The 25,779-nt window shown below is 73.0% G+C and carries 24 protein-coding genes; 6 read left to right on the forward strand and 18 right to left on the reverse strand.

Features of this window, described 5'->3' with window-relative positions; all coding sequences use genetic code 11:
* Positions 1 to 77: 77 nt before the first annotated feature.
* From ACL03H_RS11515 to ACL03H_RS11525, 3 genes are all read right to left on the reverse strand, one after another.
* Positions 78 to 1,064 (reverse strand): malate dehydrogenase, encoded by a 987-nt coding sequence (locus ACL03H_RS11515; RefSeq protein WP_412811156.1) that lies wholly within the window; start codon positions 1,062 to 1,064, stop codon positions 78 to 80.
* A 149-nt stretch (positions 1,065 to 1,213) separates the two neighbouring features.
* Positions 1,214 to 2,428 (reverse strand): erythromycin esterase family protein, encoded by a 1,215-nt coding sequence (locus tag ACL03H_RS11520; protein ID WP_412811157.1) that lies wholly within the window; start codon positions 2,426 to 2,428, stop codon positions 1,214 to 1,216.
* A gap of 304 nt (positions 2,429 to 2,732) precedes the next feature.
* Complete coding sequence (locus ACL03H_RS11525) at positions 2,733 to 3,014, reverse strand: hypothetical protein (RefSeq protein WP_412811158.1); 282 nt, start codon at positions 3,012 to 3,014, stop codon at positions 2,733 to 2,735.
* Between the two features lie 277 nt (positions 3,015 to 3,291).
* Here ACL03H_RS11525 and ACL03H_RS11530 point away from each other — a divergent pair, with 277 nt between their 5' ends.
* A complete protein-coding gene (locus ACL03H_RS11530) occupies positions 3,292 to 4,008 on the forward strand; it encodes a 3-keto-5-aminohexanoate cleavage protein (protein WP_412811159.1) in 717 nt (238 codons plus the stop codon).
* Positions 4,009 to 4,086: 78 nt separating this feature from the next.
* Here ACL03H_RS11530 and ACL03H_RS11535 read toward each other — a convergent pair whose 3' ends face one another.
* The 4 genes from ACL03H_RS11535 to ACL03H_RS11550 form a co-directional block, all read right to left on the reverse strand.
* The gene (locus ACL03H_RS11535) at positions 4,087 to 4,485 is read right to left on the reverse strand and encodes a YunG family protein (RefSeq protein ID WP_412811160.1); all 399 of its coding nucleotides are present in this window, start codon (positions 4,483 to 4,485) and stop codon (positions 4,087 to 4,089) included.
* A 342-nt stretch (positions 4,486 to 4,827) separates the two neighbouring features.
* Positions 4,828 to 5,442 carry a TetR/AcrR family transcriptional regulator gene (locus ACL03H_RS11540; protein WP_412811161.1) on the reverse strand — a complete coding sequence of 205 codons (615 nt, stop codon included), beginning with the start codon at positions 5,440 to 5,442 and terminating at the stop codon, positions 4,828 to 4,830.
* Entirely contained in the window at positions 5,442 to 6,290 is an 849-nt protein-coding gene (locus ACL03H_RS11545; protein ID WP_412811162.1) for an oxidoreductase, read from the reverse strand. Before ACL03H_RS11545 ends, ACL03H_RS11540 begins: the two co-directional genes overlap by 1 nt.
* A gap of 100 nt (positions 6,291 to 6,390) precedes the next feature.
* Positions 6,391 to 6,597 (reverse strand): hypothetical protein, encoded by a 207-nt coding sequence (locus tag ACL03H_RS11550; protein ID WP_412811163.1) that lies wholly within the window; start codon positions 6,595 to 6,597, stop codon positions 6,391 to 6,393.
* A gap of 247 nt (positions 6,598 to 6,844) precedes the next feature.
* On the opposite strand from ACL03H_RS11550, the gene ACL03H_RS11555 reads away from it, so the two are divergent.
* Together ACL03H_RS11555 and ACL03H_RS11560 are read left to right on the forward strand one after the other, a co-directional pair.
* Positions 6,845 to 8,266 carry an amino acid permease gene (locus tag ACL03H_RS11555; protein ID WP_412811164.1) on the forward strand — a complete coding sequence of 474 codons (1,422 nt, stop codon included), beginning with the start codon at positions 6,845 to 6,847 and terminating at the stop codon, positions 8,264 to 8,266.
* 1,600 nt (positions 8,267 to 9,866) lie between these two features.
* Positions 9,867 to 10,127 carry a DUF3040 domain-containing protein gene (locus ACL03H_RS11560; RefSeq protein ID WP_412811165.1) on the forward strand — a complete coding sequence of 87 codons (261 nt, stop codon included), beginning with the start codon at positions 9,867 to 9,869 and terminating at the stop codon, positions 10,125 to 10,127.
* 4 nt (positions 10,128 to 10,131) lie between these two features.
* Here the strand turns inward: ACL03H_RS11560 and ACL03H_RS11565 are convergent, their stop codons facing one another.
* The gene (locus tag ACL03H_RS11565; protein ID WP_412811166.1) at positions 10,132 to 10,440 is read right to left on the reverse strand and encodes a DUF6221 family protein; all 309 of its coding nucleotides are present in this window, start codon (positions 10,438 to 10,440) and stop codon (positions 10,132 to 10,134) included.
* Between the two features lie 687 nt (positions 10,441 to 11,127).
* Positions 11,128 to 14,124, reverse strand: a complete 2,997-nt coding sequence (locus tag ACL03H_RS11570; RefSeq protein WP_412811167.1) for an alpha-mannosidase — start codon at positions 14,122 to 14,124, stop codon at positions 11,128 to 11,130.
* Between the two features lie 199 nt (positions 14,125 to 14,323).
* Here ACL03H_RS11570 and ACL03H_RS11575 point away from each other — a divergent pair, with 199 nt between their 5' ends.
* Positions 14,324 to 14,584 (forward strand): Prokaryotic metallothionein, encoded by a 261-nt coding sequence (locus tag ACL03H_RS11575; protein WP_412811168.1) that lies wholly within the window; start codon positions 14,324 to 14,326, stop codon positions 14,582 to 14,584.
* A gap of 557 nt (positions 14,585 to 15,141) precedes the next feature.
* Here the strand turns inward: ACL03H_RS11575 and ACL03H_RS11580 are convergent.
* On the reverse strand, positions 15,142 to 15,690 hold the full coding sequence (locus ACL03H_RS11580; protein WP_412811169.1) for a gamma carbonic anhydrase family protein: 549 nt from the start codon (positions 15,688 to 15,690) through the stop codon (positions 15,142 to 15,144).
* Between the two features lie 339 nt (positions 15,691 to 16,029).
* Here ACL03H_RS11580 and ACL03H_RS11585 point away from each other — a divergent pair, with 339 nt between their 5' ends.
* Positions 16,030 to 16,512 carry a GNAT family N-acetyltransferase gene (locus ACL03H_RS11585; RefSeq protein ID WP_412811170.1) on the forward strand — a complete coding sequence of 161 codons (483 nt, stop codon included), beginning with the start codon at positions 16,030 to 16,032 and terminating at the stop codon, positions 16,510 to 16,512.
* A 5-nt stretch (positions 16,513 to 16,517) separates the two neighbouring features.
* On the opposite strand, the gene ACL03H_RS11590 is transcribed toward ACL03H_RS11585, so the two are convergent.
* From ACL03H_RS11590 to ACL03H_RS11625, 8 genes are all read right to left on the reverse strand, one after another.
* Positions 16,518 to 16,997 (reverse strand): STAS domain-containing protein, encoded by a 480-nt coding sequence (locus tag ACL03H_RS11590; RefSeq protein ID WP_412811171.1) that lies wholly within the window; start codon positions 16,995 to 16,997, stop codon positions 16,518 to 16,520.
* 392 nt (positions 16,998 to 17,389) lie between these two features.
* Positions 17,390 to 19,762, reverse strand: a complete 2,373-nt coding sequence (locus ACL03H_RS11595; RefSeq protein ID WP_412811172.1) for an ATP-dependent Clp protease ATP-binding subunit — start codon at positions 19,760 to 19,762, stop codon at positions 17,390 to 17,392.
* Between the two features lie 447 nt (positions 19,763 to 20,209).
* On the reverse strand, positions 20,210 to 20,596 hold the full coding sequence (locus ACL03H_RS11600; RefSeq protein ID WP_412811173.1) for a hypothetical protein: 387 nt from the start codon (positions 20,594 to 20,596) through the stop codon (positions 20,210 to 20,212).
* A 270-nt stretch (positions 20,597 to 20,866) separates the two neighbouring features.
* A complete protein-coding gene (locus tag ACL03H_RS11605; RefSeq protein ID WP_412811174.1) occupies positions 20,867 to 21,442 on the reverse strand; it encodes a zinc-binding dehydrogenase in 576 nt (191 codons plus the stop codon).
* A 19-nt stretch (positions 21,443 to 21,461) separates the two neighbouring features.
* The gene (locus ACL03H_RS11610; protein WP_412811175.1) at positions 21,462 to 21,599 is read right to left on the reverse strand and encodes an alcohol dehydrogenase catalytic domain-containing protein; all 138 of its coding nucleotides are present in this window, start codon (positions 21,597 to 21,599) and stop codon (positions 21,462 to 21,464) included.
* Positions 21,593 to 22,183, reverse strand: coding sequence for a MerR family transcriptional regulator (locus tag ACL03H_RS11615; RefSeq protein WP_412811176.1), 591 nt, complete (start codon positions 22,181 to 22,183; stop codon positions 21,593 to 21,595). The genes ACL03H_RS11610 and ACL03H_RS11615 overlap by 7 nt, the downstream gene beginning before the upstream one ends.
* 85 nt (positions 22,184 to 22,268) lie before the next feature.
* Positions 22,269 to 22,919 carry a phosphoribosyltransferase gene (locus ACL03H_RS11620; protein ID WP_412811177.1) on the reverse strand — a complete coding sequence of 217 codons (651 nt, stop codon included), beginning with the start codon at positions 22,917 to 22,919 and terminating at the stop codon, positions 22,269 to 22,271.
* A gap of 82 nt (positions 22,920 to 23,001) precedes the next feature.
* Positions 23,002 to 24,768 (reverse strand): ABC-ATPase domain-containing protein, encoded by a 1,767-nt coding sequence (locus tag ACL03H_RS11625; RefSeq protein ID WP_412811178.1) that lies wholly within the window; start codon positions 24,766 to 24,768, stop codon positions 23,002 to 23,004.
* 248 nt (positions 24,769 to 25,016) lie between these two features.
* Between ACL03H_RS11625 and ACL03H_RS11630 the strand changes: the two genes are divergently transcribed.
* Positions 25,017 to 25,779: lysozyme (locus tag ACL03H_RS11630; RefSeq protein WP_412811179.1), on the forward strand; the 763-nt coding region annotated here is incomplete at its 3' end.

Below are 25,779 nucleotides of genomic sequence, written 5' to 3' on the forward strand. Positions count from 1 at the left end.
TCCCGACGCTGCCGGACTTCCGAACACGACGAAGGGCCCCACCGGAATCCGGCAGGGCCCCTCCGTCACAGCACCGCTCAGATCAAACCGAGACCGCGCACCGCGTCGCGCTCCTCGACCAGCTCGTTCACCGAAGCGTCGATCCGCTCCCGCGAGAACTCGTCGATCTCCAGGCCCCGCACGATCTCGAACTTCCCGTCCTTCGCCGTGACCGGGAACGACGAGATGATGCCCTCCGGCACCCCGTACGAACCGTCCGAGACCACACCCGCCGACGTCCAGTCACCCTCCGGGGTGCCGTTGACCCAGGTGTGCAAGTGGTCGATCGCCGCGTTCGCCGCCGACGCCGCCGACGACGCACCCCGCGCCTCGATGATCGCCGCACCGCGCTTGGCCACCGTCGGGATGAACTCCTCCGCCAACCACGACCGCTCCACCTGCTCGGCGGCGATCTTCCCGCCGACCTCGGCGTGGAACAGGTCCGGGTACTGCGTCGCCGAGTGGTTGCCCCAGATCGTCAACTTCTTGATCTCGGTCACCGTGGTGCCCAGCTTCTGCGCCAGCTGCGTCAACGCCCGGTTGTGATCCAACCGGGTCATCGCGGTGAACCGCTCCGCGGGCACGTCCGGAGCGTGCGACCGCGCGATCAGCGCGTTCGTGTTCGCCGGGTTCCCGACCACCAGCACCTTGATGTCCTCAGCGGCACCGGCATTGATCGCCTCGCCCTGCGGCTTGAAGATGCCGCCGTTGGCCTCCAGCAGATCACCGCGCTCCATGCCCTTGGTGCGCGGCCGCGCACCCACGAGCAGCGCCACGTTCGAACCCCGGAACGCCTCCTTCGCGTCGTCGAACACGTCCACGCTGCTCAACAACGGGAACGCGCAGTCGTCCAGCTCCATCGCCGTGCCCTCAGCGGCCTTGACCGCCTGCGGGATCTCCAGCAACCGGAGCTTGATCGGGGTGTCGCCCCCGATGAGCTGCCCGGAAGCGATCCGGAACAGCAGCGCGTAGCCGATCTGGCCAGCGGCACCGGTGACGGTGACGGTGACGGGCGCTTTGGTCATAGGAGGCATCTTTCCTGCTCGCCGGACAGTTACCGACCGCGATGCTATCCCGCACCCGCCGCCCCGCACGCGCGACCGCAACGGATCACAACGCCCGCCGGCCCGAACCGATTCAGCGCACCGGGTGCGGTGCTGCCCGCCCGTGGTGCTCAGCCGAGCACGAAGTCGCTCGGGCGCGTCGCCGGGATCTGCAGCACCGCGTCGAACGCGACGGACACGGCCGTGGCCACGAACGTCTCGGCGTGGCGGATCAGCCCGGGCCCGCCGGTGACCGCGCGCAGATCCACTCCGACGGGTGCGGCCCCGGCGAGGGAGGCTTCGACGCTGCCGTCGGCGACCGGAGGCAGCGGCACCTCGTGCAGGCGCATGCCGCCGGGGGCGTCGGCGTCGATCCTCATGCCGACGGTGGTGCCCGCGGTGCCGGTGATCGCGATCGGCCGGTAGTGCGCGCCGAGCTCGGCGTCCAGGTGCGCACCCATCGGCACCAAGGGGTGCGGCATCCCGTCGAACGAGACGGGGGAGCGCTGGACGTGGCCGTTGTGGGCGAGCACGACGATCCGCGCGCCCGGGCCGTGGTGGGTCAGCAGCCAGCGCACCGTCTCGGCCATGTGCGCGTCGCGCGAAGCGAGCCGCCCGCGACCGGCGCCGACGGCGAGCAGCTCGCGCATGAACTGGTCGAGCCGCCACGCGCCGCGCACCGCGTGGACGGCCACCGCGTACCGGCCCCGGGCGGACTCGGGCACGGTGGGGGCGAGATCGGTGAGGCGGGTGAGCAGCTCGGTGACGGCGGCGCTCGCCCCGTCCCGGCCGGCGCGATCGAGCGCGGCGTAGCGGCCCATCGCCAGGCCGCTGTGCACGGCGGCGTAACGCCCCATCGCCCGGCGCGCCTCGTCGAGCAGCACCAGCGAGTCCTGGTCGAACTCCCGCAGCACGTCCTCGGCCAGCGGCCACACGTGCTCGGCGCCGCCCCCCGACCCCGGGACGTCGAGACCCGCGAAGGCAACGTCGCCCCGGGATCGCAACCAGCTCAGCAGGTCTTGGACTTCCCGGGCCTCCCCGAACCGGTAACCGAGGCTTCGGACGGCGACGTCGGCCACCTCACCGGGACCACCCCGTACCCACGTGTCGAGCGCGCGAGCATCGGCGAACCCGGATTCGATCGCGACCACGTCGAATCCGGCGCGCTCCACCAGCAACCGCGCCACCCGGTGCCGCAGCAGGCCGAACTCCCGCACGTCGTGGTTGCTCTCGCCGACGGCGACCACGCGCGCGTCACCGACGACGTCCAGCAGCGGTGCCAAGTCGTCGAGCGGCGCCGCCGGATCCAGCGACTCCCACGCGAACCGACCACTCGTCGAACTCATCCCCACCAGCTTCCCGCCACAGCGCACGGCGGCCCCGCAACTTCGCGAGAAATCGCGGCGCCCGCACTCCCGGATCGAGCCACCAGGGGCACCAGCGAAGGTGAACCGCTGCGCGCGCGAACCCATGACATGCGGAGACGTGCTCGACTCCCCGCGACATCGCCGCGTCCTGCCCGAAGGAAACGGCGCCGCTTTCCCAGGGCCCCTCCCGCGGGGACTCGTGACACCCGACGGGGAGAGACTCGGAATACCGTTCAGGTCGTCCCGGCCGGTACTCAAGCGCGCCGGGTGGTGGGAGCGCAACTCACTTTTCCCGGCCCGCGAGATACGCCGCACCCCGATCGGAGAGCCAGTAGGCCTGCCCGGAACGCACCAGCAGGTCCAGCTCCACCAGCGACCACGCCTGCGCTTTCAACCGGGACACCGGCCGGTCGAGCTGCGCGGCCAGCTCGGCGGCCCGCACACCGGGACGGTCGCGCACCGACTCCAGGAACCACCGGGTCCACGGGCCTCGCGCCGAGGACACGTCCCAGCTCGCCAACTGCCGGTCGATCGCAACCCGCTCGCGCGGACCCAACATCACCACACCACCACGCTAACGAGCACGCAGGCGGCACGTGACGCGGCGGGGTCGTGACAGGGCCGCACCTGCCCTCGACCTCGCATCGAAGATCGGAGACCCGAGACACCGCCCCGCCGCTGACCGACACCGCCCGCCCCGAACCCCTCGACGGCCCACCGACCGGGGGCCTCCGCTTCGACGACACCGGTCGCTTCCCAGAACTGATCACGACATGCCACCAGCACGGCAACGACCAGCGCACCGAATACCCCACCCCGCCGAGAACCGACACAATCGACTCATGCTGCAGGCCTGCCTCAACGGCGCCCGATCCCCGCGCGAGCACCACCACCTGCCCGTGCACCCCGAACAGCTCGCCGCCGCAGCAGCGGCCTGCACGGCGGCCGGCGCCACCGAGCTGCACCTGCACCCGAAGTACCCCGACGGCACCGACAGCGTCGACCCGCACGTGCTGGCCGCGGCCCTGCTCGCCGTGCGCGCGGCGGCCCCGGGCGTGCCCGTCGGCGTCACCACCGGCGCGTGGACGGCCCCGAACCCCCGCGACCGCATCACCGCGATCCGCGGCTGGACGGTGCTGCCCGACCGCGCCGCGGTGAACTGGCACGAACCGGGCGCCGACGACATCGCCCGCGCCCTGCTGGAACGCGGCATCGCCGTGGAGGCAGGCCTGCGCTCGGGCACCGACGGGCCCGCCCACTTCCGCAACGCCCCAGCGCGCGAGCAGGTGCTGCGGATCCTCGCCGAGATCACCGACCCGACCGCGCGCGGCGCGGCCACGACCGCGCGGGCGCACCTCACCCAGATCGGCCCCACCCGCACACCGATCCTGCTCCACGGCGAAGCCGCCGGGGCGTGGCCGGTGCTGGCGCTGGCCGCCCGCGAAGGCCACGACGTCCGCATCGGCCTCGAGGACACCTTGCAGCTGCCCGACGGCGACATCGCCCCGGACAACGCATCCCTGGTCACGGCCGCCCTGGCGCTCATCGCGCAACGCTGAGCGCCGATCGGCTGCGCCGCAGGGCGAACCTCGGCGCAGCCGGGGCCGGTCGCGCGCCGCGCGCCCGTCGCGGCCCCTTCACGATTCCGCGGACGGCGAGCCCGGCGCAGACAACCCGGCGAGCACCCGGCCGCGCAGCAACGCGTACTGCTCGTGCATCCGCGACAGCGGCCCCCGCACGATCACCACGCCCGCGCCGACGATCTCGTCGGCGGCGAACTGCTCGCGGGTCAGGTCCACTTCGACACCACCGCCGAGCAGGTTCCACCAGTGGTAGTCCACCTGCTCGCCGCCCACCCGCACCTCGCCGCGCAGCAGATCACCGCCGAGCAGGTCGTGCAGCACCAGCGCGGTCACCCCGCACTGCCCACGAGCCGGATTGCGCGTCGACCACTTCGGCAGGTCCTCCGGCGCGCAGGTGTCCGCGCCCCAGCCCGCCCGCACCGCTCGTTCGAGATCGCCCAAGGTCCACACCACGCGACCGTCCTAGCAGCGCACCCCGACACCGCGCGGTTCACTCCGGGGGCGTGCCACGCCCGCCACGAAGTTCCCGCACACCGGCCGCACCCGCGCCGACCAGCCACGCGGTCCGCTGGCCCGTTCCGCACGCCGCTTCGAGCACATCACCGGAGACCGGGAACTCGGGCTTGGGTGCGCCGCCACGGCGATGCCCGCAGGGCGGCGACACCGCTGACCGCGGTGACCTACCAGCGGACCCGGGCGGTCGACGACGCCCTGGACCTGCTGGAGGTCCCGCGGCACCCTGCCGCCGTGCTGCTCGGCGGCTGCGGCGGTTCGGCGGGTGGCGTTGCAGCTGTCTCAGGTGGCCAGGCCGGCGCTGGTCAGCCAGATGTGTTCGCAGGTCGCGGATGCCTTCTGCAACTTCTCGCGGGACTCCTGCGAGGCGTGGTAGAAGGTCCGTTCGATCATCCAGCACAGGGCGCGTGCCATCGCTGAGGCTTGGTCCGGTTCGGTGCCGGCCTGAACGCCGGCTCGTTCCAGGACGGCGGTGATGGCCGCGATGAACAAGTCAGCTGTGTGGCTCCACAGCTCACCGATCTCCGGCACGGTCAACGACAGGTCGATCGCCGTGCGCATGACCAGGCCGTGCTCGTTCCACAGCTCGACCGTGCGCCGCATGGCTACCGCGATGGCCTGGCGCGGCTCGTCGGACTCCGCAGTGGCCCGGGACCGCTCCCACAGGTGCTCGACGGTCCGGGCCACGAGTGCCGTGACCACTTCTTGCTTGGAGCCGAAGTAGAAGTACAGGGCGCCGCGCGTGATGCCGGCGCCCTGGGCGATGTCACCGACGGTCATGGCCTCGTAGCCCTTGTGCGCCAGCAGAGCTTCGCAGGTGTCCAGAATGGCCCGCTCCCGGACATCGCCCTTGCGTTCGGCGCTGCGCCGGCTCCGCGCGGGGTGGTGGCCGGGCATCAGAGCTGAGCGCCGTCGGCGAAGTCGGTCGTGCGGGAGAGCGTCTCCCAGGAGCGGATGTCCTCGTCCACGGCTGAGCGCGCGGCGGTGACCAGCCGCAGCGCGTCCGAACCCAGCACGAGGTGGGCCGGCGGCTGGTCGACCGACGCGATGTGCACGACGGCGTCCCCGGCCTTGGCCGGATCGCCCAGCTGGTTCCCGCTCGCCTTCTGCCGCGCGGCACGGATGGGGGTGAACAGCTCGTCGTAGTCGTCGATGGACTGCGCGGCACGTGTCATGGACCGTCCGGCCCAGTCGGTGCGGAAGGAGCCGGGCTCGATCGCCGTCACGTGGATCCCGAACTGCGCGACCTCCTTGCCCAACGCCTCGAGGATGCCTTCCAGGGCGAACTTGCTGCCGCAGTAGGCGGACATGCCGGGCACGGCCATGAGCCCGCCCATGGAGGTGACAGCCATCAGGCGTCCGCTGCGGCGCTGACGCATGTGGGGCAGTGCTGCCCGCAGGGTGGCCACCGCCCCGAACACGTTGACCTCGAACTGCCGCCGCACCTCGGCCAGCGGGGTTTCCTCGAAGGTGCCCTCCAGGCCGTAGCCGGCGTTGGCGACGACGACGTCCAGGGAGCCGACGCTCCGCTCCACCTCCGCGACCACGTTCGACACGGCGTCGCCGTCGGTCACATCCAGGATGCGGCCGTGAGCGAAGCCGGGTTCAAGCCCTTCGAAGGTCCGCAGGTCCTCCTCGGAGCGGACCGTCCCGACGACGGTGTGCCCAGCGGCCAAGGCGCTTTGGGCGAAGGCACGCCCGAGGCCCGTGCTGACGCCGGTGATGAGCCACTTCTGCTTCCGCATTGCTCCTCCAGGGATAGCTCGAAAGGAGCTGGATCGCTCCCACGTGTCAAACTCTACACCGCGTTGATTTTTATCATCGCCATGCAGATTGTGGCGGTCGTCACCGGCGGCTGTCGCCGGGAGACAGCAGGCTGGCGACCTCGGCGATCGCTCCGTCCGACAGCTCGAAGCAGCGGCGGACGTTCTCCGGTTCCTCGCGCCGGGGCTTCGCCATCAGCAGCAGCGACGCGCCGACCTCGCCGAGTTCGGCCGACGGGCCGACGGTCGGCGCCGAGGAGTCCGTCGGCAGCGCGACGACCGTGGACACCCCGGTTCTCCTCACCGCGGACAACAGGCCCGCGGGGAGCGGCGTTGACGCGCACTCGGAAGAAGCCCGGGCGATCACCTCTGGTTCCGCGGCGGCGATGCGCCTACCGTGCCCCGTCATGCGCCTCGCCTCGCCGCGCCGGCGGGACCCGGCGAACCGGCTGCCCGCCGCCCACGCACCACCACCGGCCCGCACCTGATCACCACCACGTCCCACGCCCACCAGAGCGTTCCCGGCAGGAGCCCGCATGTCCCACGACACCCCGCCCACCTCCGGTGGTGCGCTCACCACCGGCCTCAAAGGCCGCCAGATCACGATGCTCTCGATCGGAGGTGTCATCGGCGCGGGCCTGTTCGTCGGCTCCTCGGCGGCGATCGCCGAAGCCGGACCAGGAGTGCTGATCTCCTTCCTCATCGCCGCGACCCTGGTGGTGCTGGTGATGAAGATGCTGGGGGAGATGGCGATCGCCAACCCCGACACCGGATCGTTCTCCACCTACGCCGACCGCGCGCTGGGCCGGTGGGCGGGGTTCTCCATCGGCTGGCTGTACTGGTGGTTCTACGTGCTGGTGATCCCGATCGAGGCGATCGCGGCCGGCGACATCATCGGCGCGTCGCTGTCGATCCCGACGTGGATCCCGGCGTTCGTCGTCATCGCCGCGCTGGCCGGCACGAACCTGCTGTCGGTGCGCAACTACGGCGAGATCGAGTACTGGTTCGCGCTGCTGAAGGTGCTGGCGATCATCGGGTTCATCGTGCTGGGCCTGACCGCGATCCTCGGATTGCTGCCCAGCTCGGAGGTCTCCGGGCCCGCGAACCTGTGGGCCCACGGCGGGTTCCTGCCCAACGGCAGCATCGCGGTGCTCGCGGGCCTGCTCACGGCGATGTTCGCGTTCCAGGGCAGTGAGATCGTCACCATCGCCGCCGCCGAATCCGCCGAACCCGAGCGCAACATCCGCAGGGCCATCAACGCCGTCGTGTGGCGGCTGGCGCTGTTCTACATCGGATCGGTGTTCGTGGTGGTCCTGCTCGTGCCGTGGAACGCGCCCGGCCTGGAAGCGGGCGGCTCCTACCGAGCCGCACTGGAGACCATGAACATCCCCGGCGCGCCCGTGATCATGGACGTGGTCGTGCTCGTCGCCGTGTGCAGCTGCCTGAACTCCGCCGTCTACACCGGCTCGCGCATGCTGTTCTCCCTCGCCCAGCGGGGCGACGCGCCGCGGTTCGCCGGCACCACCGGCCCCAACGGCACCCCGCGGCCAGCGGTGCTGGCCTCCACGGTGATCGGCGCGGTCGCCGTCGTCGTCAACTACGCCGTGCCGGAGCTGTTCGGCTACCTGCTGGCCTCCAGCGGCGCCATCGTGCTGATGATGTACCTCGTCATCGCCGTCACCCAGTTCGCGACGCGGCGAGCGATGCGCGCTCGGGGAACCGAGTCGCGCCTCGAATCGCCGATGTGGGCGTTCCCGTACCTGACGGCGCTCACCATCGCCGGGATCGCGGGGATCCTGCTGGCGATGGCGATCCTGCCGGGAAAGCGCCTGGAGCTGTGGCTGTCGATCGGCCTGGCCGCGGTGCTGGTCGTGTGGGGCGTCGCGCTGCAACGCCGCGGGCAACGGCCCACCCCGGCCCCGGCCGCCGCCACCGGAGAACGCACCGGCACCACCTGACCCCGGCCCGCAGCCCCCGTTGACCGACGGCCCTCGCAGCGGTCTCGGATACCCGGGGCGCCCACCCGAGCCCCGGCCGCACATCGGCGCAGGATCACGCCGGACGCGAGACGGACCCGTTCGCGCGTCGCGGGTGTGCGCACCGCCGACCGCCTGCGCACCAGCCCGAGCGCGTCGCGCACCGGCTCGCGGCACCCGCGCCGCGATCGAGGCCCATCTCGCGGATTCCGCACCCACCTCGACCGCGCTGCGCCCCAACACGATCACGCAGAACCTCGTGCGTGGCACCGGCGGCATCACAGCTGGCGGTGAGCCCTTCGGCGGGAAGATCACCCACGTCGACGCCCGGGCGCCGCCGACAGCGCCTTCGCGGCGCTCACCGACGCCACGGGCGGGGGAGGGGCGCACGAGCTCACCGCGCCGGAGCTGGCCGCTGCCACCTCGTCCGGCCTGGAGCGCGAGATCCGTCTCGTGCGGCCCGGGATCGAGGAACTCGCACCGATCATGATCGGCCGGGGGAGCCGGAATCGTGCGCGGAGCACTTCGTCGAACTCGCGCGGCTCGTGGCCAAGGGTGTGCTCGCCGAGATCCCGGCGGTCACCGACCGCACCGGAAGGTCGCCCCGCACGCGCGATGCATTCCCGGCCGAACACCGCCACCAGCCGCGGACGCCGGCGAAGTCGTACTTCGAGTTGTGAGCCCCGGGGAGGGGGCCGATCCCACTTACTTGACATAATGTCGCTTATCGGCGATATATCGACCTGGGCATGTCGGGCCGGGAGGGGCCTCGGCGGACGCTTCCGGCGGCACGGTTCGGCGGATGGGCGTGGGCACCCGAGCTCGACGGGTATCGAGCCGCGCGACGGCCGGGCTCGGCTCGACGGACCAGGCGGACCAGCGGCGCGGTGCGCCCCGACGAGCGACGCACGGCGCTGAGGACCCGGCAGCGCCTCGGCCCAGCATCACCACGATTCCTCAGCCCCCCGGAGCGCTCCCGTAAAACGTCACAGTGACGTTTCGGCGCTTGCGGCAGCAGGCTCCGGTAACGCGGCACCCGCTCGGGAGGCCGGCGCCCCGAGGGCGCCAGGCGGTCGGCCCGACGACCACCTGCGGACTCGGAGCGCCCGGCGGATCTCGGCGGGGCTCGATGCGCGGCGACATCGCGTCGGCGGGGGGAAATCACGACCCCCGGCCGACGGAGGCGGTTCGATCCCCCGCGCGGTGGAGCCAGCCCCCCTTTCTCCAAATGATGGATAATCAACGTTATCCACCAATTCGGGTGATCGGCTCGGATCCGCCTCTCGCTCCCCGGTTGGCCGGCCGCTGCGTGTCCCCATCGACGCCACCCAGCGGAGCGGCGCGCCGCGCCCTCCGTCCGGTGCGCCTCCTGCTGCCGGACGGCAGCGCGGTCGCGGGCTTCCCCGCTTCCCCGCACCCGGTAGCGGATCGCCCGCTCCCCTGCCCCGGGCTCCTGGGCCCGTTGCCCGGCCTTGTCCGATGTCTCGCACCAGGGGCGCCCGGGCTCCCCCGCCGCCTGGTGTGGGGATCGGGTGGCGGTGGGTAGTCCGGGTGCAGTCCACCGCCGCGAGGAGGTCGCAGGATGCTGCCCAGGCACGAGCGCCGTCGGATCGCCGAGATCGAGAGGGGGCTGAGCCTGCAGGACCCCGATCTCGCCCACCTGCTGCGGGAGTCGGAGTTGCCGGGGCGGCCGCGGTGGGGTGCGCGGACAGCGCTGGGGACGCTGGCCGCGGTGGCGGCGGTGCTGTGCGTGCTGCTCGGCGAGGCGGCCGGGTTCGTGTCGGCTGGGCTGCTGGCGACGGCGTTGCTGGCGGGCCGGGATTGGTGGCTGTCGGCGGCGTGAGCGGTCAGGGGCGCCAGCGGGGCCGGTATCCGGGGCGGTCGGCGTAGGGCAGGCCGAGCAGCGCCCGGGTGGCGCAGCCGCGTTCGTCCTCGGGCGGGTAGGACTGGCCGAGGCGGTCGCAGGGGCCCCCGCCCGAGCCGCACAGCTGGTGCAAGCGCAGCAGGCGGGTCTTGAGCTCGCATTCGCGGAAGCCGCGGAAGACGGTGCCGCCGCAGGTCTTGGCGGTGCCCGCTTCGACGTCCTCGCGGACCCAGCGCAGCAGTTCGAGGTCGATGTCGATCTGGCGTCGCAGGAACTCGGCGAACCGGTTCATCGCTGTCCCCCACCGCGGCCGTGCGGTACCGCGCGTCGTCTGGCGCCGGACGTCGGCCTGCCCGGGTGGGGACGACGCGCGAGCAGTGGTGTGACGCGGTGTGGGTGGCTCATTCCGGAGGGTGTTCTCGGTCGGGCAGCCGGTGCTGGTGGCGGAGGTGAGGTGCCGGTGGCTGCCGGGTGCACGCGGTCCCTCCGACGGGAGTGCTGGTGCGACGGTACCCACCGGCGGCGGGGTTCTCGCCCCATCGCTCGCGGGTGTCGGTGATCCCCTGGTGTGCGGTGGCGTGTTGTGGCCAGGTGTTGATGCCGGGGCGGTGGTCGTGCGCGGGCGGCTGCGTTCTCGTCCTGGGGAGCGCGGACCTCGCGGCGAGGGGGTCGTTCCGGGGCGCAGGTCGGCGGCGCTCCGCGGGCAGCCGGGGCGGGAGCTCGGTGGAGGCGGGGCCTGGGGCTCGGAGGCGGGGTGCCGGGGGTCGCCCGAGCCGGTGTGGCGGCTCGGGCGACCTTTTTCCGCGCCGTCGGCGGTGCCGGTGGCGCGGGTCCGGTGTGGTCCGTTCACCTGCGGTGGCGGCGCACGGGGTCATGATGCGCGGCGGTGGCGCGCGGGGTGGGGGTGTTCACCCGGGCGCGCCGTGGCGCGCGGGCGGGTGCTGCCGGGGTGGGGGACGTCGCTGGCCCGTCGTGCGGTTCAGGCGGGGGTGATTCGGAGGGTGAGGATTTCGAAGGGGCGCAGGTGGAGGGGTTCGCCGGTGCCGATGGGGTCGCCGGTGGGGCGTTCGAGGAGGTCGGTGCGGGTGGTGCGGGTGGCGGGGAAGGAAGGGGTGAGGGCGGTGGTGGCGCGGCCGCCGAGGGATTCGTAGCAGCGGACGACGAGGTCGCCGGTGCGGTCTTCGGCGAGTTTGACGGATTCGACGATGACGGCGGGGTTGTCGAGGGTGATGAGGGGTGCGATGGGTCCGGCGCCGGTGTGCTGGCGCGGGGGGAGGTTGAGGCGGTAGCCCTCGCGGATGGCGTCGGCGGTGGTGGCGCCGATGGCGAGCGCGTAGCGCAGGTGGTGGGTGCCGTGGTCGGTGTGGGGGTCGGGGAAGCGTGGGGCGCGGAGCAGGGAGAGGCGGACGGTGGTGGTGGTGCCGCCGTCGGGGCGGGTGTGGCGCGTGACGTCGTGGCCGTAGGTGGAGTCGTTGATGAGGGCGTGGCCGTAGCCGGTTTCGCCGACGTGGAGCCAGCGGTGGGCGCAGATCTCGAACTTGGCGGCGTCCCAGGAGGTGTTGGTGTGGGTGGGGCGGTGGACGTGGCCGAACTGGGTTTCGGCGGCGGAGCGGTCGGCGTGGACGTCGAGGGGGAAGGCGGCTTTGAGGATCTTCTCGGTTTCGCGCCAGTCGATGCGGGTGTCGATGGTGAGGGTGCGGTGTTCGAGGGTGATGCGTTGGGTGAGGGTGGAGTCGCCGAAGGTGCGGTGGATGACGGCGGTGGTGTCGTCGAGCGCGATGTGGTCGGCGCGGGTGAGGTCGTGGTGGCGGTGGCGGTAGAACTCGTCGAGGTCCCAAGCGTCCCAGGCGTTGGGGTGGTCGGGGTGGAGTTGGAGGAGGTTGCCGGGCTGGCCGGGGGCGAGGGCTTCGCGGCCGGTGTGGAGGTCGGTGATGCTGGTGAGCAGGCCGTGGTGGTCGAGGGTGGCGTGGATGTGGTCGTTGCGGAGGGTGAGGGTGCCGTCGGGGTGGTGGGTGGCCGTGGTGGTGGGCTGGGGTGCGGGGGTGGCGGCGCCGAGGGCGGGGACGTCGTGGTGGGTGTGGGGGGTGGCGTTGAAGGTGAGGGGTGTGGTGCCGGTGCCGGCGAGGGCGTGTTGGGCGGTGTGGATGAGGTCGTCGAGTTCGGCGGCGATGCGCTGGTAGGTGCGTTCGGCTTCGCGGTGGACCCAGGCGATGGAGGTGCCGGGGAGGATGTCGTGGAACTGGTGGAGCAGGACGGTCTTCCAGAGCTCGTCGAGGCGTTCGTAGGGGTAGTCGGTGCCGAGGCGGGTGGTGGCGGTGGCGCACCAGAGTTCGGCTTCGCGCAGGAGGTGTTCGCTGCGGCGGTTGCCTTGTTTGGTGCGGGCTTGGGAGGTGTAGGTGCCGCGGTGGAATTCGAGGTAGAGCTCGCCGGACCAGACGGCGGGGTTGGTGTGGTCGGTTTCGGCGGCGGTGAAGAACTCGGCGGGGGTGGCGAGTTCGACGGTGGGTGAGCCTTCGAGGTCGGTGAGGCGGTGGGCGCGGGCGAGCATGTCGCGGGTGGGTCCTCCTCCCCCGTCGCCGTAGCCGTAGGGGACGAGGGAGCGGTTGCCGTGGCCGTGTTCGCGGTAGTTGCGGGTGGCGTGGGCGAGGTCGGCTCCGGAGAGGTCGGAGTTGTAGGTGTCGACGGGTGGGAAGTGGGTGAACACGCGGGTGCCGTCGATGCCCTCCCACCAGAAGGTGTGGTGGGGGAAGGCGTTGGTCTGGTTCCAGGAGATCTTCTGGGTGAGGAACCAGCGGGATCCGGAGAGGCGGACGAGCTGGGGCAGGGCGGCGCTGTAGCCGAAGGAGTCGGGGAGCCAGACCTCTTGGGTGTCGATGCCGAATTCGTCGAGGTAGAAGCGCTTGCCGTGGAGGAATTGGCGGGCTAGGGCTTCGGCTCCGGGCATGTTGGTGTCGGATTCGACCCACATGCCGCCGACGGGGATGAACTGGCCGGTGGCGATGTGGTGGCGGACGCGGTCGAAGAGGTGGGGGTGGTGCTGCTTGAGCCAGGCGAGCTGTTGGGCTTGGGACATGGCGAAGCGGAAGTGCTCGTCCTGGTCCATGAGTTCGGTGACGTTGGCGACGGTGCGGGCGACTTTGCGGATGGTTTCGCGCTGGGGCCAGAGCCAGGCGGAGTCGATGTGGGCGTGTCCGATGGCGGTGATGCGGTGGGCGCTGGGGTGTGCGGGGGCGGTGAGGGCGGGGGCGAGTTGGGCGCGGGCTCGGGGTGCGGTGGTGTGGATGTCGTGGAGGTCGAGGTGGTCGAGCATGTTCTCGAGGGCGCGGAGGATGTGGTGGCGGCGGGGTGAGTCGGTGGGGAGTTGGTGCATGAGCTGGGTGAGGACTTCGGTGTCGTGGACGAGGTTCCAGGTGGTGAGGTCGCGGAGGGCGAGGTCGGCGCGGGTGAGTTGGTAGAGGGGGGCGGCGTGGGTGGGGTGGCCGTCGAGCCAGGGTGGTGGGTCGCCGAGGTGGGTGGGCCGGTAGCCGTTGTCGCCGAGGATGAGGGGGTTGGCGGCGGCTTCGACGTACCAGGTGAGGGGGTGTCCTGGTGGTGTGGTGATGGGGATGTGGGTGTTGCGGGGGTTGAGGCCTTTGAGGGGGGTGCCGTCGTCGGTGTGGACGAGGCCTTCGCAGTGGAATCCGGGTCGGTCGAGGTCGAAGCCGAGGTCGATGACGGCTTCGGCGGGTTCGGTCCAGTCGGCGGGGAGGGTTCCGGTGAGGCGGAACCAGGTGGTGCTCCAGGGAGGTCCCCAGGGGTGTCCGGTGCTGGTGGGGGTGTATTGGGCGTGGAGGGCGGCGCTGGCGGGCACGGGTTCGCCGGGGACGTGCCAGACGGCGATGTCGAGGGGGTGGGTGCGGGTGTGGATGGCGGGGCGGAGGCGTTCGGCGAGGATCCGGTCGAGGCGGTGTTCGACCACGGTTCGGTCGTCGTGCATGGGTGTCCCCTTCGAGCAGCGGAGCGGGTGGTGCGGACCACTGGAAGAGCGCTGGTCATCGTGGCACGGGGGGTGTGGGGCGGGTAGCCCCCAACTGTGCGGTTCGCGTTGTCGTCGCAGGTCATCCGGGTTGCTGGGGGTGGGGTGGCGGCTCATGCTGGGGGCTTCTGCTGGTCGTCCGGAGGAGGTCTGCGCGGTCATGGGTACGTGTGTGGTGTGCGGGAACGAGTACTGGATGAGCTTCGAGGTGCACACCGCTGGTGGTGGGGTGCACACGTTTGATTCGTTCGAGTGCGCGGCGCAGCGGTTGGCTCCGCAGTGCGAGCACTGCGGATGTCGGATCCTGGGTCACGGGGTGGAGGTGAGCGGGCGGTTCTTCTGCTGCGCGCATTGCGCTCGGGAGTCGGGGATGTCGATGGTGTCCGAGGTGCGGGATGCGGTGGGGACGCGCCCGAGCTAGCGGTGAAACGTTTCATCCGGTCATGTCGGCGGTTTTCCCGACCACGACCAGACTCGTTATCTCTTCGTTACTTTCCGGATGAAACGCGGCGTCCACCGGTGACGACTACGGGAGTGGCACCGCACGTTCACCCGGGGCACGCCAGCCCTCGGTCCCTGGCGGCGGTGGCGGCTGGACCACTACGTGTGAAGGGACGCCGAGATGGCAGGTCTGGTTCGTTGGCTGGGTGGCATGGCACGGGAGATGGGTCGGGCTCGCACCGTGATGCGGCATCCCGGATCGCAGACCGTGAGCTCGGTCCCCCGCGGTCAGGGCTGAGGCCCTGCTCCTCGGCCCGGGGTTGATCCCCGGCTGAACGTGGCGCGCGCACCGCGGTGCGGACCGGTCGGCACCGTCGGTGGCGGTGTCCGGGACCGGCGAGCGCGGTCGATCGCCACACCACGCGAGACCTGGCGACCCGTGCAGGCTTGCTTCAGACGTGCCGTGGCCCCCGAGGCGAATGCGCCCGGGGCCACGGCACGTCGGTTTTCCCGGCGGGTCCTGCCCCGCTCCCCTGCTCAGCCGCCGAGGGCGTCGCGGTGGCGGGCGGCGTTGGTGACGTAGTTCTGCGCGGACAGGCCCAGCACGGTGCGCTCCTCGTCGGTGAGGTCGCGGCGGACCTTGCCGGGGGTGCCGGCCACGAGCGAGCCGGGCGGGATCTCGGCGCCTTCGAGGACGACCGCTCCCGCGGCGACGAGGCAGCCCTCGCCGATGACGGCTCCGTTGAGCACGACCGCGCCCATGCCGATGAGGGTGCCGTCGCCGATGGTGCAGCCGTGCAGCACGGCGCGGTGCCCGACGGTGATGTCGCGGCCCAGGGTGGCGGGGAAGCCCGGGTCGGCGTGCACGACGCAGCCGTCCTGGACGTTGGTGGCCGCGCCGATGGTGATGTGCTCGTTGTCGCCGCGCAGCACCGCGCCGTACCAGACGTTCGCGTCGGCTCCCAGGTGCACCCGTCCGATGAGGGTGGCGCCGGGGGCTGCCCAGGCGCCCTCGGCCAGCTGCGGGTGGTGGCCGTCGATGGCGATGGTGCGGACCTGGTCCGCGGTGGGGTTCGGAGCGTTCACTGATCCTCCCGGCTCGCGTGTTCGGTGGGCACCGTATCCGTCCGGGCGTCCCGGGATCATCCCCTGCGGCGCCGGGGGCGGCGCCTGCTTCCGGTGGTGGATCTCGCCGCGCCGCCGGGCTCCGGCGAAGCTGGGCCCTGGAGCTCGGAGCGGCCGGCCCGGGTGGAGCGGGCTCGCCGCGTGACCCGGTGTTCCGCGAGCAGGTGCCCGGTCGCCGAGCGACCACCAGCGGCGGCCGCTCGCCGGGGTGAACCGGGTGCTGCGCACGCTCTGTCCGGGGTGGTGCGCCTCCCCCGAAAAACCGTTGCTCGCGGTGTGCGGCCGGGCCAGGCTGACCGGATGCGGGTGCGCGCGGCGGTGGAGGCCGATCTGGCGGAGCTGGTGGAGGTGGAGCGGCGCAGCGGGCGGTGGTTCCGCGACGTGGGGATGCCCGAGGTCGCCGCCGACCCGCCGATGCCGGTCGTTGCGTTGGAGGTGCACCGCCGGGCCGGGTCGTTGTGGGTGACCGAGGCGCCGGTGGGGCCGGTGGCGTTCCTGGCGGGCGAGGAGCTGGACGGGGGCCTGCACCTGGCGCAGCTGTGCGTGGACCCGGCGTGGGCGCGGCGGCGCCTGGGAGCGGGGTTGATCGAGCACGCGGCGCGGGTCACCGGTGCGGCGGCGTTGACGTTGACGACGTTCCGGGACGTGCCCTGGAACGCGCCGTACTACGGCCGGCTGGGTTTCCGGGTCCTCGCCGGGCCCGGTGGGCGGCTGGGCGGGTTGCTGGCCGCGGAGTCGGCGCGGTTCCGGGCGCCTCGGGTCGCGATGCGGCGGGAGCGGTGAACCGGTCAGAGGGTGCGGCGCAGGGCGGCGACGGCCTCGGTGGTGGTGTCTCGGCTGGTGAAGCGGCCGGTGAGCCCGGTCAGGTGGATCATGCGGTGCACTGATCCGGTGCCGGGCACGAGGTACAGTGGGGTGCGGCGTGCTTCGGCGCGGCGCTGGGCGTGCAGCAGCATCTCCAGTCCTGCGGAGTCGAAGAAGGTGACGTCGCTGAGGTCGAGCACCACGGCGCGCAGCACGGCGGCGGTGAGGCGTTGCTGGATGAGTTCGGCCAGGCGCGGCACGGTGGCCAGGTCGATGTCGCCGCCGATGCGCACGATCACGACGCCGGGTTCGGGGCGTTGGATCGACAGCCGCAGCGCGGGTCCGTGCTCGTGGGGCGCGGTGACCGCGGCGGTGCGCTGGCGGGGCGGGGCGATCGTGCTCCCGACGTGCTCGCGCCGGTGGTGCGCGGTGCGGTCGGTGTTGCCGGTGTTCGTGAGAATCACGCTGCCTCCCCCATGCCGGTGGTGCCCTTGGCCGCGGTGAGCGTCAAGCGGCGCGCGAGCGGTGACCGCCGGTCGTCGGCGGGTGCTGGCGGGCCGTGACCCGGCTGTGCCGCAGGCGGCTGCGGAGCGCGCCCCCGCCCGGTGCTCGACCGCGTTTTCCCACCGTAGAAGGGCTAGTCCGATCGAAACAAGGCTGGCCACCATCGTGTGAGCCTGGCCGGGACGGGGGCGACGCAGTGGTGCCGCGTGCGGGGCGCGGCGGCGGACGCGTTCGTTCCGGCAGGTGAGCGCCGGTGGGCTGGTGTCACCGCTCGTGGTGGCGGTGCGGCGGGCCGACCGGCGGGGATCACCCTGTCCGGCGGCTACCCGGTGCGGCGGTGCGGCAAACGATCTCAGGCGGGGGTCTCGGTGCGGCGGTGCGCGGGGGCGGCGTGGCGGCCGCCGGCGGTGCCGTGGCGGGCGGAGGAGACGTGGAAGGACAGCTCGCCGCCGAGGACTTCGACGAGGACGTCGCTGCCGTCGGTGAGCGAGCCGTCCAGCAGCAGGGAGGCCAGTCGGGTGTCGAGTTCGCGTTGGATGATGCGCCGCAGCGGGCGGGCGCCGAACTCGCCGCCGGAGCCGCGTTCGGTGAGCCACCGCACCGCGGCGTCGGAGACCTCCAGGCGCACGCCGCGCCGTTGGAGCTGGGAGGCGGTGCGTTCCAGCAGGAGCGCGGCGATGTCGGTGAGCTCGGCGTCGCCGAGGGCGCGGAAGACGGTGACCTCGTCGATGCGGTTGAGGAATTCGGGGCGGAAGAACTCCCGCAGGTCGGCCAGCAGCCGGGTGGCGAGCTCGTCGGAGGGTTCGGTGGAGTCCAGGATGCGGTCGGAGCCGATGTTGGAGGTCATGATGACCACGGTGTTGCGGAAGTCGACCGCGCGGCCCTGGGAGTCGGTGAGGCGCCCGGCGTCGAGGACCTGCAGCAGCGTGTTGAACACGTCGGGGTGGGCTTTTTCGACCTCGTCGAGCAGCACCACCGAGTAGGGCTGGCGGCGGATGCGTTCGGTGAGCTGCCCGGCTTCGCCGTAACCGACGTAGCCGGGTGGGGCGCCGATGAGGCGGGAGACGGTGTGCTTGTCCTGGAACTCGCCCATGTCGAAGCGGGCCATGCGTTCGGCGTCGCCGAACAGCACCCGGGACAGGGCGCGGGCCAGTTCGGTCTTGCCGACGCCGGTGGGGCCGAGGAACAGGAAGCTGCCGATGGGGCGGTCGGGGTCGGCGAGCCCGGCGCGGGCGCGGCGGATGGCTTCGGCCACTGAGCGCACCGCGACGTCCTGGCCGACGACGCGTTCGGCGAGGCGCTTCTCCAGGTCGAGCAGGCGGCGGCGGTCCTCGGCGGAGACCTCGGCGACGGGGATTCCGGTGCGGCGGGCCACGACTTCGGCGACGTCGTCGGCTCCGACCAGCGGCGGGGGTGACCAGGAGGTGCTGCCTCGGCGCAGCCGGACCCGCGAGCAGGCCTGGTCGAGCAGGTCCACGGCCTTGTCCGGCAGGAACCGGTCGGTGAGGTAGCGGTCCGAGAGCGTCGCGGCGGCTTCCAGCGCCGCGGGGTCGATCCGCACCCGGTGGTGTTCGCGGAACTTCTCGGCGACGCCGTCGAGGACGCGGATGGTGTCGGGCACGGACGGTTCGGGCACCAGGATCGGCTGGAATCGGCGCTCCAGGGCGGGGTCCTTCTCGACGTGCTTGCGGTACTCCTCGACGGTGGTGGCGCCGATGAGGTGCAGTTCGCCGCGGGCGAGGGCGGGTTTGAGCATGGTGCCGGCGTCCATCGAGCCCTCCCCCGCCCCGGCGCCGACGATGCTGTGCATCTCGTCGATGAACACCACGACCTCGTCGCGGTGGGTGCGCAGTTCGACGAGGACGTCGCGGAAGCGCTGTTCGAACTCGCCGCGGAACTTCGCTCCGGCGACCATGCCCGCCAGGTCCAGCGACACCAACCGCTTGCCGGCCAGCGGCCAGGGCACGCTGCGGTCGGCGATGCGCTGGGCGAGGCCTTCGACGAGCGCGGTCTTGCCGACGCCGGGGTCGCCGATGAACACGGGGTTGTTCTTGGAGCGGCGTCCGAGGACTTCGACGGCCTGGTCGATCTCCTCGTCGCGGCCGATGACGGGGTCCAGGCGTCCGGCGCGGGCCAGTTCGGTCATGTCCAGGCCGAACTCGTCGAGCCGCGGGGTGGTGCTCAGCGCGGCGGCGGGGCCGCGGGAGCGGTCGCCGCTCTCCATGGCGCGGGCCAGGGCGCGTCCGGCGACGGATTCGGGGTCGGTGGCCAGGCCCAGCAGCACGTGGCGGGCGCCGACGACTTCGACGTCCTCACCGAGGGCCTGCTGGTGGGCGCCGAGCAGGGCGCGGCGCGCCGAGGACGACAGCACCGGGGTGGCGCGGCGGGTCGCTCCGGCCACGGCGTCGACGGTGCCGGCGACGGCGCGGACGCGGGCGGCGAGGTCGGCGACGGGCACTCCGGAGTCGGACAGCATCTGCGCGGTGGAGTCGACCTGGGTCACCGCCCACAGCAGGTGGGTGCTGTCGAGTTCCCGCGATCCCCAGTCGACGGTGGCGCGGATGGCTTTGGACAGCACGTCGTGGGCCTCGGGGTCGAGGAGGTCGGCCAGGCCGAGGCCGCCGGGTCCCGGCTCGGTGCGCCGCTGTTCGCCGTCGCCTTCGACGAGGCTGTTGAGCAGCGAGTCGAACGCGGCCGACGCATCGCCCGCACTGCCCCGATCCACCGGTACACCTCCACGCCGGGCGGGCACCGGTCGTGCCCGCGTCCCCGCCACCATAGTGATCAACTTTCGCCGCGGGTGCCGCGCTCCGCCCGGCGCGGCGGCCGGTGCTCGTCCCCCGGCGCGCGGGCCGGTTCAGCCGAGCTGATCACGGTCGCGACGGTACCGAGCCGGTGCGGTCCGCCGTCGGCGGCGGGTCCGGTGCAGCCGGGTTCGGGCACGGGAGGCCGCGGCGATGCCAGCTCCAACATACTGCGGTGCTCTGTCGCGGTGACCACGAGTCCGCGTGGCCGACCGCCCGCGGGGCGCGGGTGCGGTCCGGCACGGCGGGTTCCGCGACGACGCGGTGGCGGGCGGGGTGGGTGGCCTTGCCGCGGGGCTCGCGCGAGCGGGGCGTCGAGGCCGAGCCGGTCGGCGGTGCGCGGGATCGTCAGCGGGGCGAGCAGTGCGTCAGCGGTGTTCGGCGGCCCGCACCGCTTCGGCGAGCATGTCCAGCTCGCGCCCGACGTGGCCGAGCCGGTCGGCGACCACGCTGGCGTGCCCGGACAGCGTTCCGGCGTGCCCGGCGGCCCGCAGCCATTCGGTGATGCCCGCGACCCCGGCGGCCATGCCCTCGGCGGTGGCGGCGAAGCCGCGGGTGATGCCCGCGAGGTCCTCGACGCCGTGCGGCAGCGCGGGATCCCGCAACCGCTCTCCCAGCACCTGAGCCGCCTCGCCGACCTGGAGCGCCACTTCCGCCGTGTAACCGCCTTCGTCGCCCGCTGGTCTGCCACCGGAGCGCGCGGCGTGCTGCCGCCTCGGGGCGGAGGGCTGCTCGGTGTACCTGGGGGCGGTCATAAACGCCCAGCCAACCCCATTCGGGCGATATAGACCACACCTTCGTGGGTTACGAACGGAAGTCCACCCGTTTCCCGCACAACCTCGCCGGACCGTTGCGGATCGGGCAACGGACCGGCCGTCCGGTGGCGGACGAGCACGTGCGCCACCCCGCCACCGGCCGTCGGGAACCGCTCAGGGCATCGCGAGGACGACCTTGCCCGAGACGTGACCGCCCTCCACCGTCGCCAGGGCGGCGGGTGGCGTCGGAGAGCGGGTGGACCGCGGTGATCAGGGGGCGAGGGCTCCGTCGAGGGCCAGCTCGGCGGCGTGCCGCAAGTTCTCGCGGTCCAGACGCCGCTGGATGAAACGACCACCGAGATCGGCCACCGACGCATCACCCACGGCGACGACGTCCCCGGGCTCCCGGGCCAGCGAAGCGACCAACCGCAGCGAAGATCCCCCGACGAGGTCGACGACCCCGTCGAAGCCGCCAGGAACGAACTCACCCGCCGAGGCAGCGACGTCCTCGGCCGCGTAGTCGACGAACCGCACCCCGATGGACTCGGCGTGCTCTCGCTCGGCCGCGCTCCCGGTACCGACGACGCGCAGGTCCCGCACGACCGCCAGCCGGGCGACGGCGAGGCCGACCCCACCCCCGACACCGTTGACCAGGGCCGCGGCCCCGGGTGGGAGGTCGAGCTGGTCGAGCACGTCCACCGCGGTCGTCCCGGCCACCGGCAGCGTCGCCGCCACCGCCCCCGACAGGCTCGCCGGGACGCGCGCGGTGTTCCGCGCGGGCAGCACCGTCGTCTCAGCGCAGGTACCGCCACCGGTCAGCGCGACACCGAAGACCGCGTCGCCCACCTCCAGCCCGGCACCGTCCTCACGCGAGGACGGTGCCCGCCGCCTCCGCGCCCAGCACGCACGGGAACGGGCGCCCACCGTCGAGGCCGGGGACCAGCCCGGAGCGCAGGAGGTGATCGAGGGGGTTCACCCCGGCGGCCTCGACCCGGATCAGCACCTCACCGCGCTCGGGGACGGGATCGGGACGATCGAAGAACTCCTGCACCTCGGGACCGCCATGCCTGCTGAAACCCCACGCCTGCCCCATCCGCGCGCCACCTCCCGCGTGACGGGCCCGGCGGTTCCGGACCCGCCGCCATCCTCACCGCTCACATCGGTGTCAGGGGCAACCGGCTGAGGTGCGGGCCACGACGTCAGGTCGCGCGCGACCGGCTCCGGGGACGTGCGCGCCCCGTGGTGGCGGTTGGCGCTGATCAGCGCGTCGAGCGCGGCGCGGACCTCGACGAGGCGTGCGATGTCGGCGTCGAGGCGGTCGCGCTCGCGCACCATCGTCGCCCACGCCTCCTCGACGACGCCCGGTTCGTCCGGGGCCGTCACGCACGGCAGCACCAGCGCGATGACCCGGCTGGACAACCCCGCGTCGAACAGCTGCCGGAGCAGAAACACCCGCTGGACCTCGGCCTCGGTGCAGAGCCGCTGCCCGGTCCCGGAACGGGAGCTGCCCAGCAGGCCCTGCTCCTCGTAGTACCGCGGGGAACGCGGGCTGACGCCCGTGCGCCGGGACAGCTCGCCGATCCGCATCCCGCGACCCCCGGCCCGGGACGCCGCGGGCGCGGAGCCGCCGAGGCGGCGGACCCGGGGTGGCGGCCACGTCCCGGCGGGGCGGTCACGGGGTGGCCGCGAGCACCGACAGCACCTCCTCGTCGGTGGTCGCCTGGAAGTGCTCGTACCACTGCCCCACCGCGCTGAAACCCACCGGGCGCAGCACGCACAGCACCTCGTCGGCGTCGGCCTCGCACGCCTCGACCGCGTCCGGCGCCCCGACCGGCACCGCCAGCACCAGCGACCTCGGCCCGGCCTGCCGCAGCATCCGCAGCGCCGCCCGCGCCGTGGCCCCGGTGGCGAGCCCGTCGTCGACCAGCAGCACGTCCCGGCCCGCCGGAGACGGCATGTCGCGCAACGCGAACCGGGACTCCCTGCTGCGGGCCTCCGCCCGCTCCCGCTCGCAGGCAGGGGCCAGCGCGGCCTCGTCGAGGTGGAAGGCCTTCAGCAGCCGCTGGTCGTAGTGCGGTGGCCCGTGCGCGGTCACCGCACCCACCGCCAGCTCCGGCTGCCCGGGGGCGCCGATCTTGCGGGCCACCGCGACCCGCAGCGGGGCGTCCAACGCCCGGGCCACCTCGGCGGCCACCGGAACCCCGCCGCGGGCCAGGCCCAGCACCAGCGGCCGCCGCCAGGTGCGGCCCGCCAACTGGCGGGCCAACACCCGGCCCGCGTGCTCGCGATCCCGGTACCGGGCCGCGCCGCTGCCGTGCGGCATCACGTGCCTCCGTCCCAGGCGAGGCGACACCCCTCGCTCCTGCCAGGTGCCCGCCGCGCCCGCCCGGGAAACGTGGCGCGGGTCAGTCGCGGAAGGAGGCGACGCGCAACACCCGCAGCCGGTTGAGCGCCGCGGCCAGCTCGAACCGGCGGGGCACCGCGAAATCACCCGCGAACCGGGCGTCGACCGCGGCCACGCCCTGCTCGGCGACCCTCTCCTCGAACGCCTCCAGGACCTCCGCGACCGTGCGGGTCCCGTCGAGCAGACCGTTGCGCGTGCAGGTCACCAGCGCCAACCCGATGCCCGTCACCTGGGAGGGGTCCACCAGCTGCTCCACGGCCCGCAGCTCCACCGTCGACTCGCCCAGCGTCAGCGCGTCGGTGCCGCGGGCCCGCACCTTCGGCCGCTCGACGGGGATCGACGCCGGATCCGGCACCCGGTGGCGCACCGGCGGGAACCCGTCGGCCTCCTGGTGGCGCCCGGTGGGGGTGCGGGCCAGCTGGCGCGCCTGCTCGGTGACCTCCCGCGCCTGGTAGGCGTCCATCATCACCACCCGGTCGGCGACGTCCATGTAGTCCCCGGAGCCGCCCATCACCAGCACCGTCGAGACCCCCAGCGACCGCGACAGCGGCCGGATCAGGTCCACGAACGGGGTCAGCGGCTCGGACTCCTTGGCCACCAGCGCCTGCATCCGCGCGTCGCGGATCATCAGGTTCGTCGCCGCGGTGTCCTCGTCGACCAGCAGCACTCCCGCCCCGGCCTCCACCGACTCCACGATCGCCGCTGCCTGCGAGGTCGAACCGGAGGCGTTGTCGGTGGAGAAGTCCGCGGTGTCCGCGCCGGTCGGCAGGTGCCCCACGAACGCGCTCACGTCGACCCGGTGCACCCGGCGCCCGTCCTCGGCGCGGACCTTCACCGAGTCGGGGCGGCTGACCACCAGCTCCCGCCCGTCTCCGGGCACGTGGTCGTACACCCCGTTCTCCAGGGCGCGCAGCAGCGTGGACTTGCCGTGGAACCCCCCGCCGACGACGAGGGTGATGCCGGGCCCGATGCCCATGCCGGTGATCTCGCCCCGGTTGGGCACGGTGATGCTCACCCGCATCGACTCCGGGGAGGAGAACGGCACCGCGTCGGGCAGCGGCCGCTCGTCAACGCCGCTGCGCCGGGGCAGCACCGCCCCGTCCGCGACGAACGCCACCAGGTCGCGGCCGGTGAGCGCCTCGCGCAGCGCGTCGGTGTCCTCCACGGACTCCACGAACTCCCGCATCCGCGTCTGGTCGGCGGTGGCGTGGCGCAGCGCCGCCTCCACCACGTCGGGGACGCGGCGGCACAGGGCCCGTTCAGCTGCGTGACCGTCGATGCTGCGGCCCCGTCCCGGCAGGTCGATGCCCAGCCGCAGCCGGACCCCGCCGTCGGAGGACAGCTGGCAGGCGCTGCGGTCCAGGACCTGCTGGCCGCCGGCGTCGACCCGCAGGCCGCTGTCGCGCAACCGGTGCGCGGCCGCGCGCACCAGGAACCCCGCCAGCGCCCGCGCGCGCACCGGGGTGGAGTGCAGCTCCGGCGGCAGCTCGGCGGTGCCGGGGTGCACGCGGATCTCGCAGCGGCTGGCCGGGGCGTAGGGGTCGGGTTGGACGCGCAGGACCTCCAGGTCGAAGCCGTCGAAGTTCCACGTGCCGGTGAGGGACTTGTACCGGCCGTAGCTGGCGCCGTGCATGTCGCGCAGCGCGGTGCTGAGCCCGGCGCCGTCGCGGGGACCCGCGCCGTGGTCTCGGGGCCCGCCGGCCGGGCGGGGTCGGTGGTCGGGGCGGCCTCGGCGCGGGCCGCCGGGTCGGGTGGTTCGTTCTGCCATGGCCCGACTCGTACCCGACGAGGTGGTCTTTCTACACCCCGCCCCCCTGAGATCACGGTTCGGCCACCGTGACCCGGCGCGAGAGCGATCAAGCGGTTATTCTCGCTGCCCGCACGATCTTTCACGCTCCGTGACCGCGCCGTGCTGCTGCGTGACCGGAGGGCGACCGGACGTACCGCACCGAGGAGGCCGCCGTGCCCGTTCCCCGCACCCCTCACCGTTCCCGGTGCCGCGGCCTGCGTCACGCCGTGGCCGCCGCGCTCAGCGGCGTGCTGCTGGCCGGGTTCCCGCTGCCGGGTTCCGCGCAGCCGCGCCTGGATCCCGGGGACCCGGACGGCGCGTGGGCGGGCTACAGCGTGGGGCGTTCCCCGACCGCCGACACCGAGCGCAGCCGGCCGCGCGGGCCGGGCGTGGCGGGCATGGACGTCAGCGGGCACCAGGGTGCGGTGGACTGGCCGAGGGCCTACGCCGACGGGGCCCGGTTCGCCTACGTCAAGGCCACCGAGGGCATCGGGTTCACCAGCGACAGCTTCCTCGGCCAGTACGAGGGTTCGCTCGCGGTCGGGATGATCCGCGGCGCCTACCACTTCGGGCTGCCGGACAGTTCGACCGGCGCGGAGCAGGCGCACTACTTCGTCGACCACGGCGGCGCCTGGTTCCCGGACGGGCGGACGCTGCCGGGGGCCCTGGACATCGAGGCCAATCCGTACGGGGAGATGTGCTACGGCCTGGCGCCCGAGCAGATGTCGGCGTGGATCGCCGATTTCAGCGACACCTACCGGGCCCGCACCGGTCGCTTCCCCACCATCTACACCACGGCCCGCTGGTGGGACCGGTGCACGGGGGCGAACCCGTTCTTCGGGGCGAACAACCCGCTGTGGGTGGCGCGGTACGCCCCGGAGCGGGGGCCGCTGCCCGCGGGCTGGGACTTCGAGGCGATCTGGCAGTTCTCCGACGCCGGGGTGCTGCCGGGTGATCAGAACACCTTCAACGGCGATCCGGGCCAGCTGC

Origin of the sequence: Saccharopolyspora antibiotica, from assembly GCF_047200635.1 — a bacterium.
In the GTDB taxonomy this organism is placed as follows: domain Bacteria; phylum Actinomycetota; class Actinomycetes; order Mycobacteriales; family Pseudonocardiaceae; genus Saccharopolyspora_C.

Excerpts from the sequence above, each read along its gene's own strand:
- ACL03H_RS11515 (WP_412811156.1), bottom strand. The coding sequence starts at position 1,064 with ATGACCAAAGCGCCCGTCACCGTCACCGTCACCGGTGCCGCTGGCCAG.
- ACL03H_RS11520 (WP_412811157.1), bottom strand. The coding sequence starts at position 2,428 with ATGAGTTCGACGAGTGGTCGGTTCGCGTGGGAGTCGCTGGATCCGGCG.
- ACL03H_RS11530 (WP_412811159.1), top strand. The coding sequence starts at position 3,292 with ATGCTGCAGGCCTGCCTCAACGGCGCCCGATCCCCGCGCGAGCACCAC.
- ACL03H_RS11540 (WP_412811161.1), bottom strand. The coding sequence starts at position 5,442 with ATGCCCGGCCACCACCCCGCGCGGAGCCGGCGCAGCGCCGAACGCAAG.
- ACL03H_RS11545 (WP_412811162.1), bottom strand. The coding sequence starts at position 6,290 with ATGCGGAAGCAGAAGTGGCTCATCACCGGCGTCAGCACGGGCCTCGGG.
- ACL03H_RS11555 (WP_412811164.1), top strand. The coding sequence starts at position 6,845 with ATGTCCCACGACACCCCGCCCACCTCCGGTGGTGCGCTCACCACCGGC.
- ACL03H_RS11560 (WP_412811165.1), top strand. The coding sequence starts at position 9,867 with ATGCTGCCCAGGCACGAGCGCCGTCGGATCGCCGAGATCGAGAGGGGG.
- ACL03H_RS11565 (WP_412811166.1), bottom strand. The coding sequence starts at position 10,440 with ATGAACCGGTTCGCCGAGTTCCTGCGACGCCAGATCGACATCGACCTC.
- ACL03H_RS11570 (WP_412811167.1), bottom strand. The coding sequence starts at position 14,124 with ATGCACGACGACCGAACCGTGGTCGAACACCGCCTCGACCGGATCCTC.
- ACL03H_RS11575 (WP_412811168.1), top strand. The coding sequence starts at position 14,324 with ATGGGTACGTGTGTGGTGTGCGGGAACGAGTACTGGATGAGCTTCGAG.
- ACL03H_RS11585 (WP_412811170.1), top strand. The coding sequence starts at position 16,030 with ATGCGGGTGCGCGCGGCGGTGGAGGCCGATCTGGCGGAGCTGGTGGAG.
- ACL03H_RS11600 (WP_412811173.1), bottom strand. The coding sequence starts at position 20,596 with ATGACCGCCCCCAGGTACACCGAGCAGCCCTCCGCCCCGAGGCGGCAG.
- ACL03H_RS11615 (WP_412811176.1), bottom strand. The coding sequence starts at position 22,183 with ATGCGGATCGGCGAGCTGTCCCGGCGCACGGGCGTCAGCCCGCGTTCC.
- ACL03H_RS11620 (WP_412811177.1), bottom strand. The coding sequence starts at position 22,919 with ATGCCGCACGGCAGCGGCGCGGCCCGGTACCGGGATCGCGAGCACGCG.
- ACL03H_RS11625 (WP_412811178.1), bottom strand. The coding sequence starts at position 24,768 with ATGGCAGAACGAACCACCCGACCCGGCGGCCCGCGCCGAGGCCGCCCC.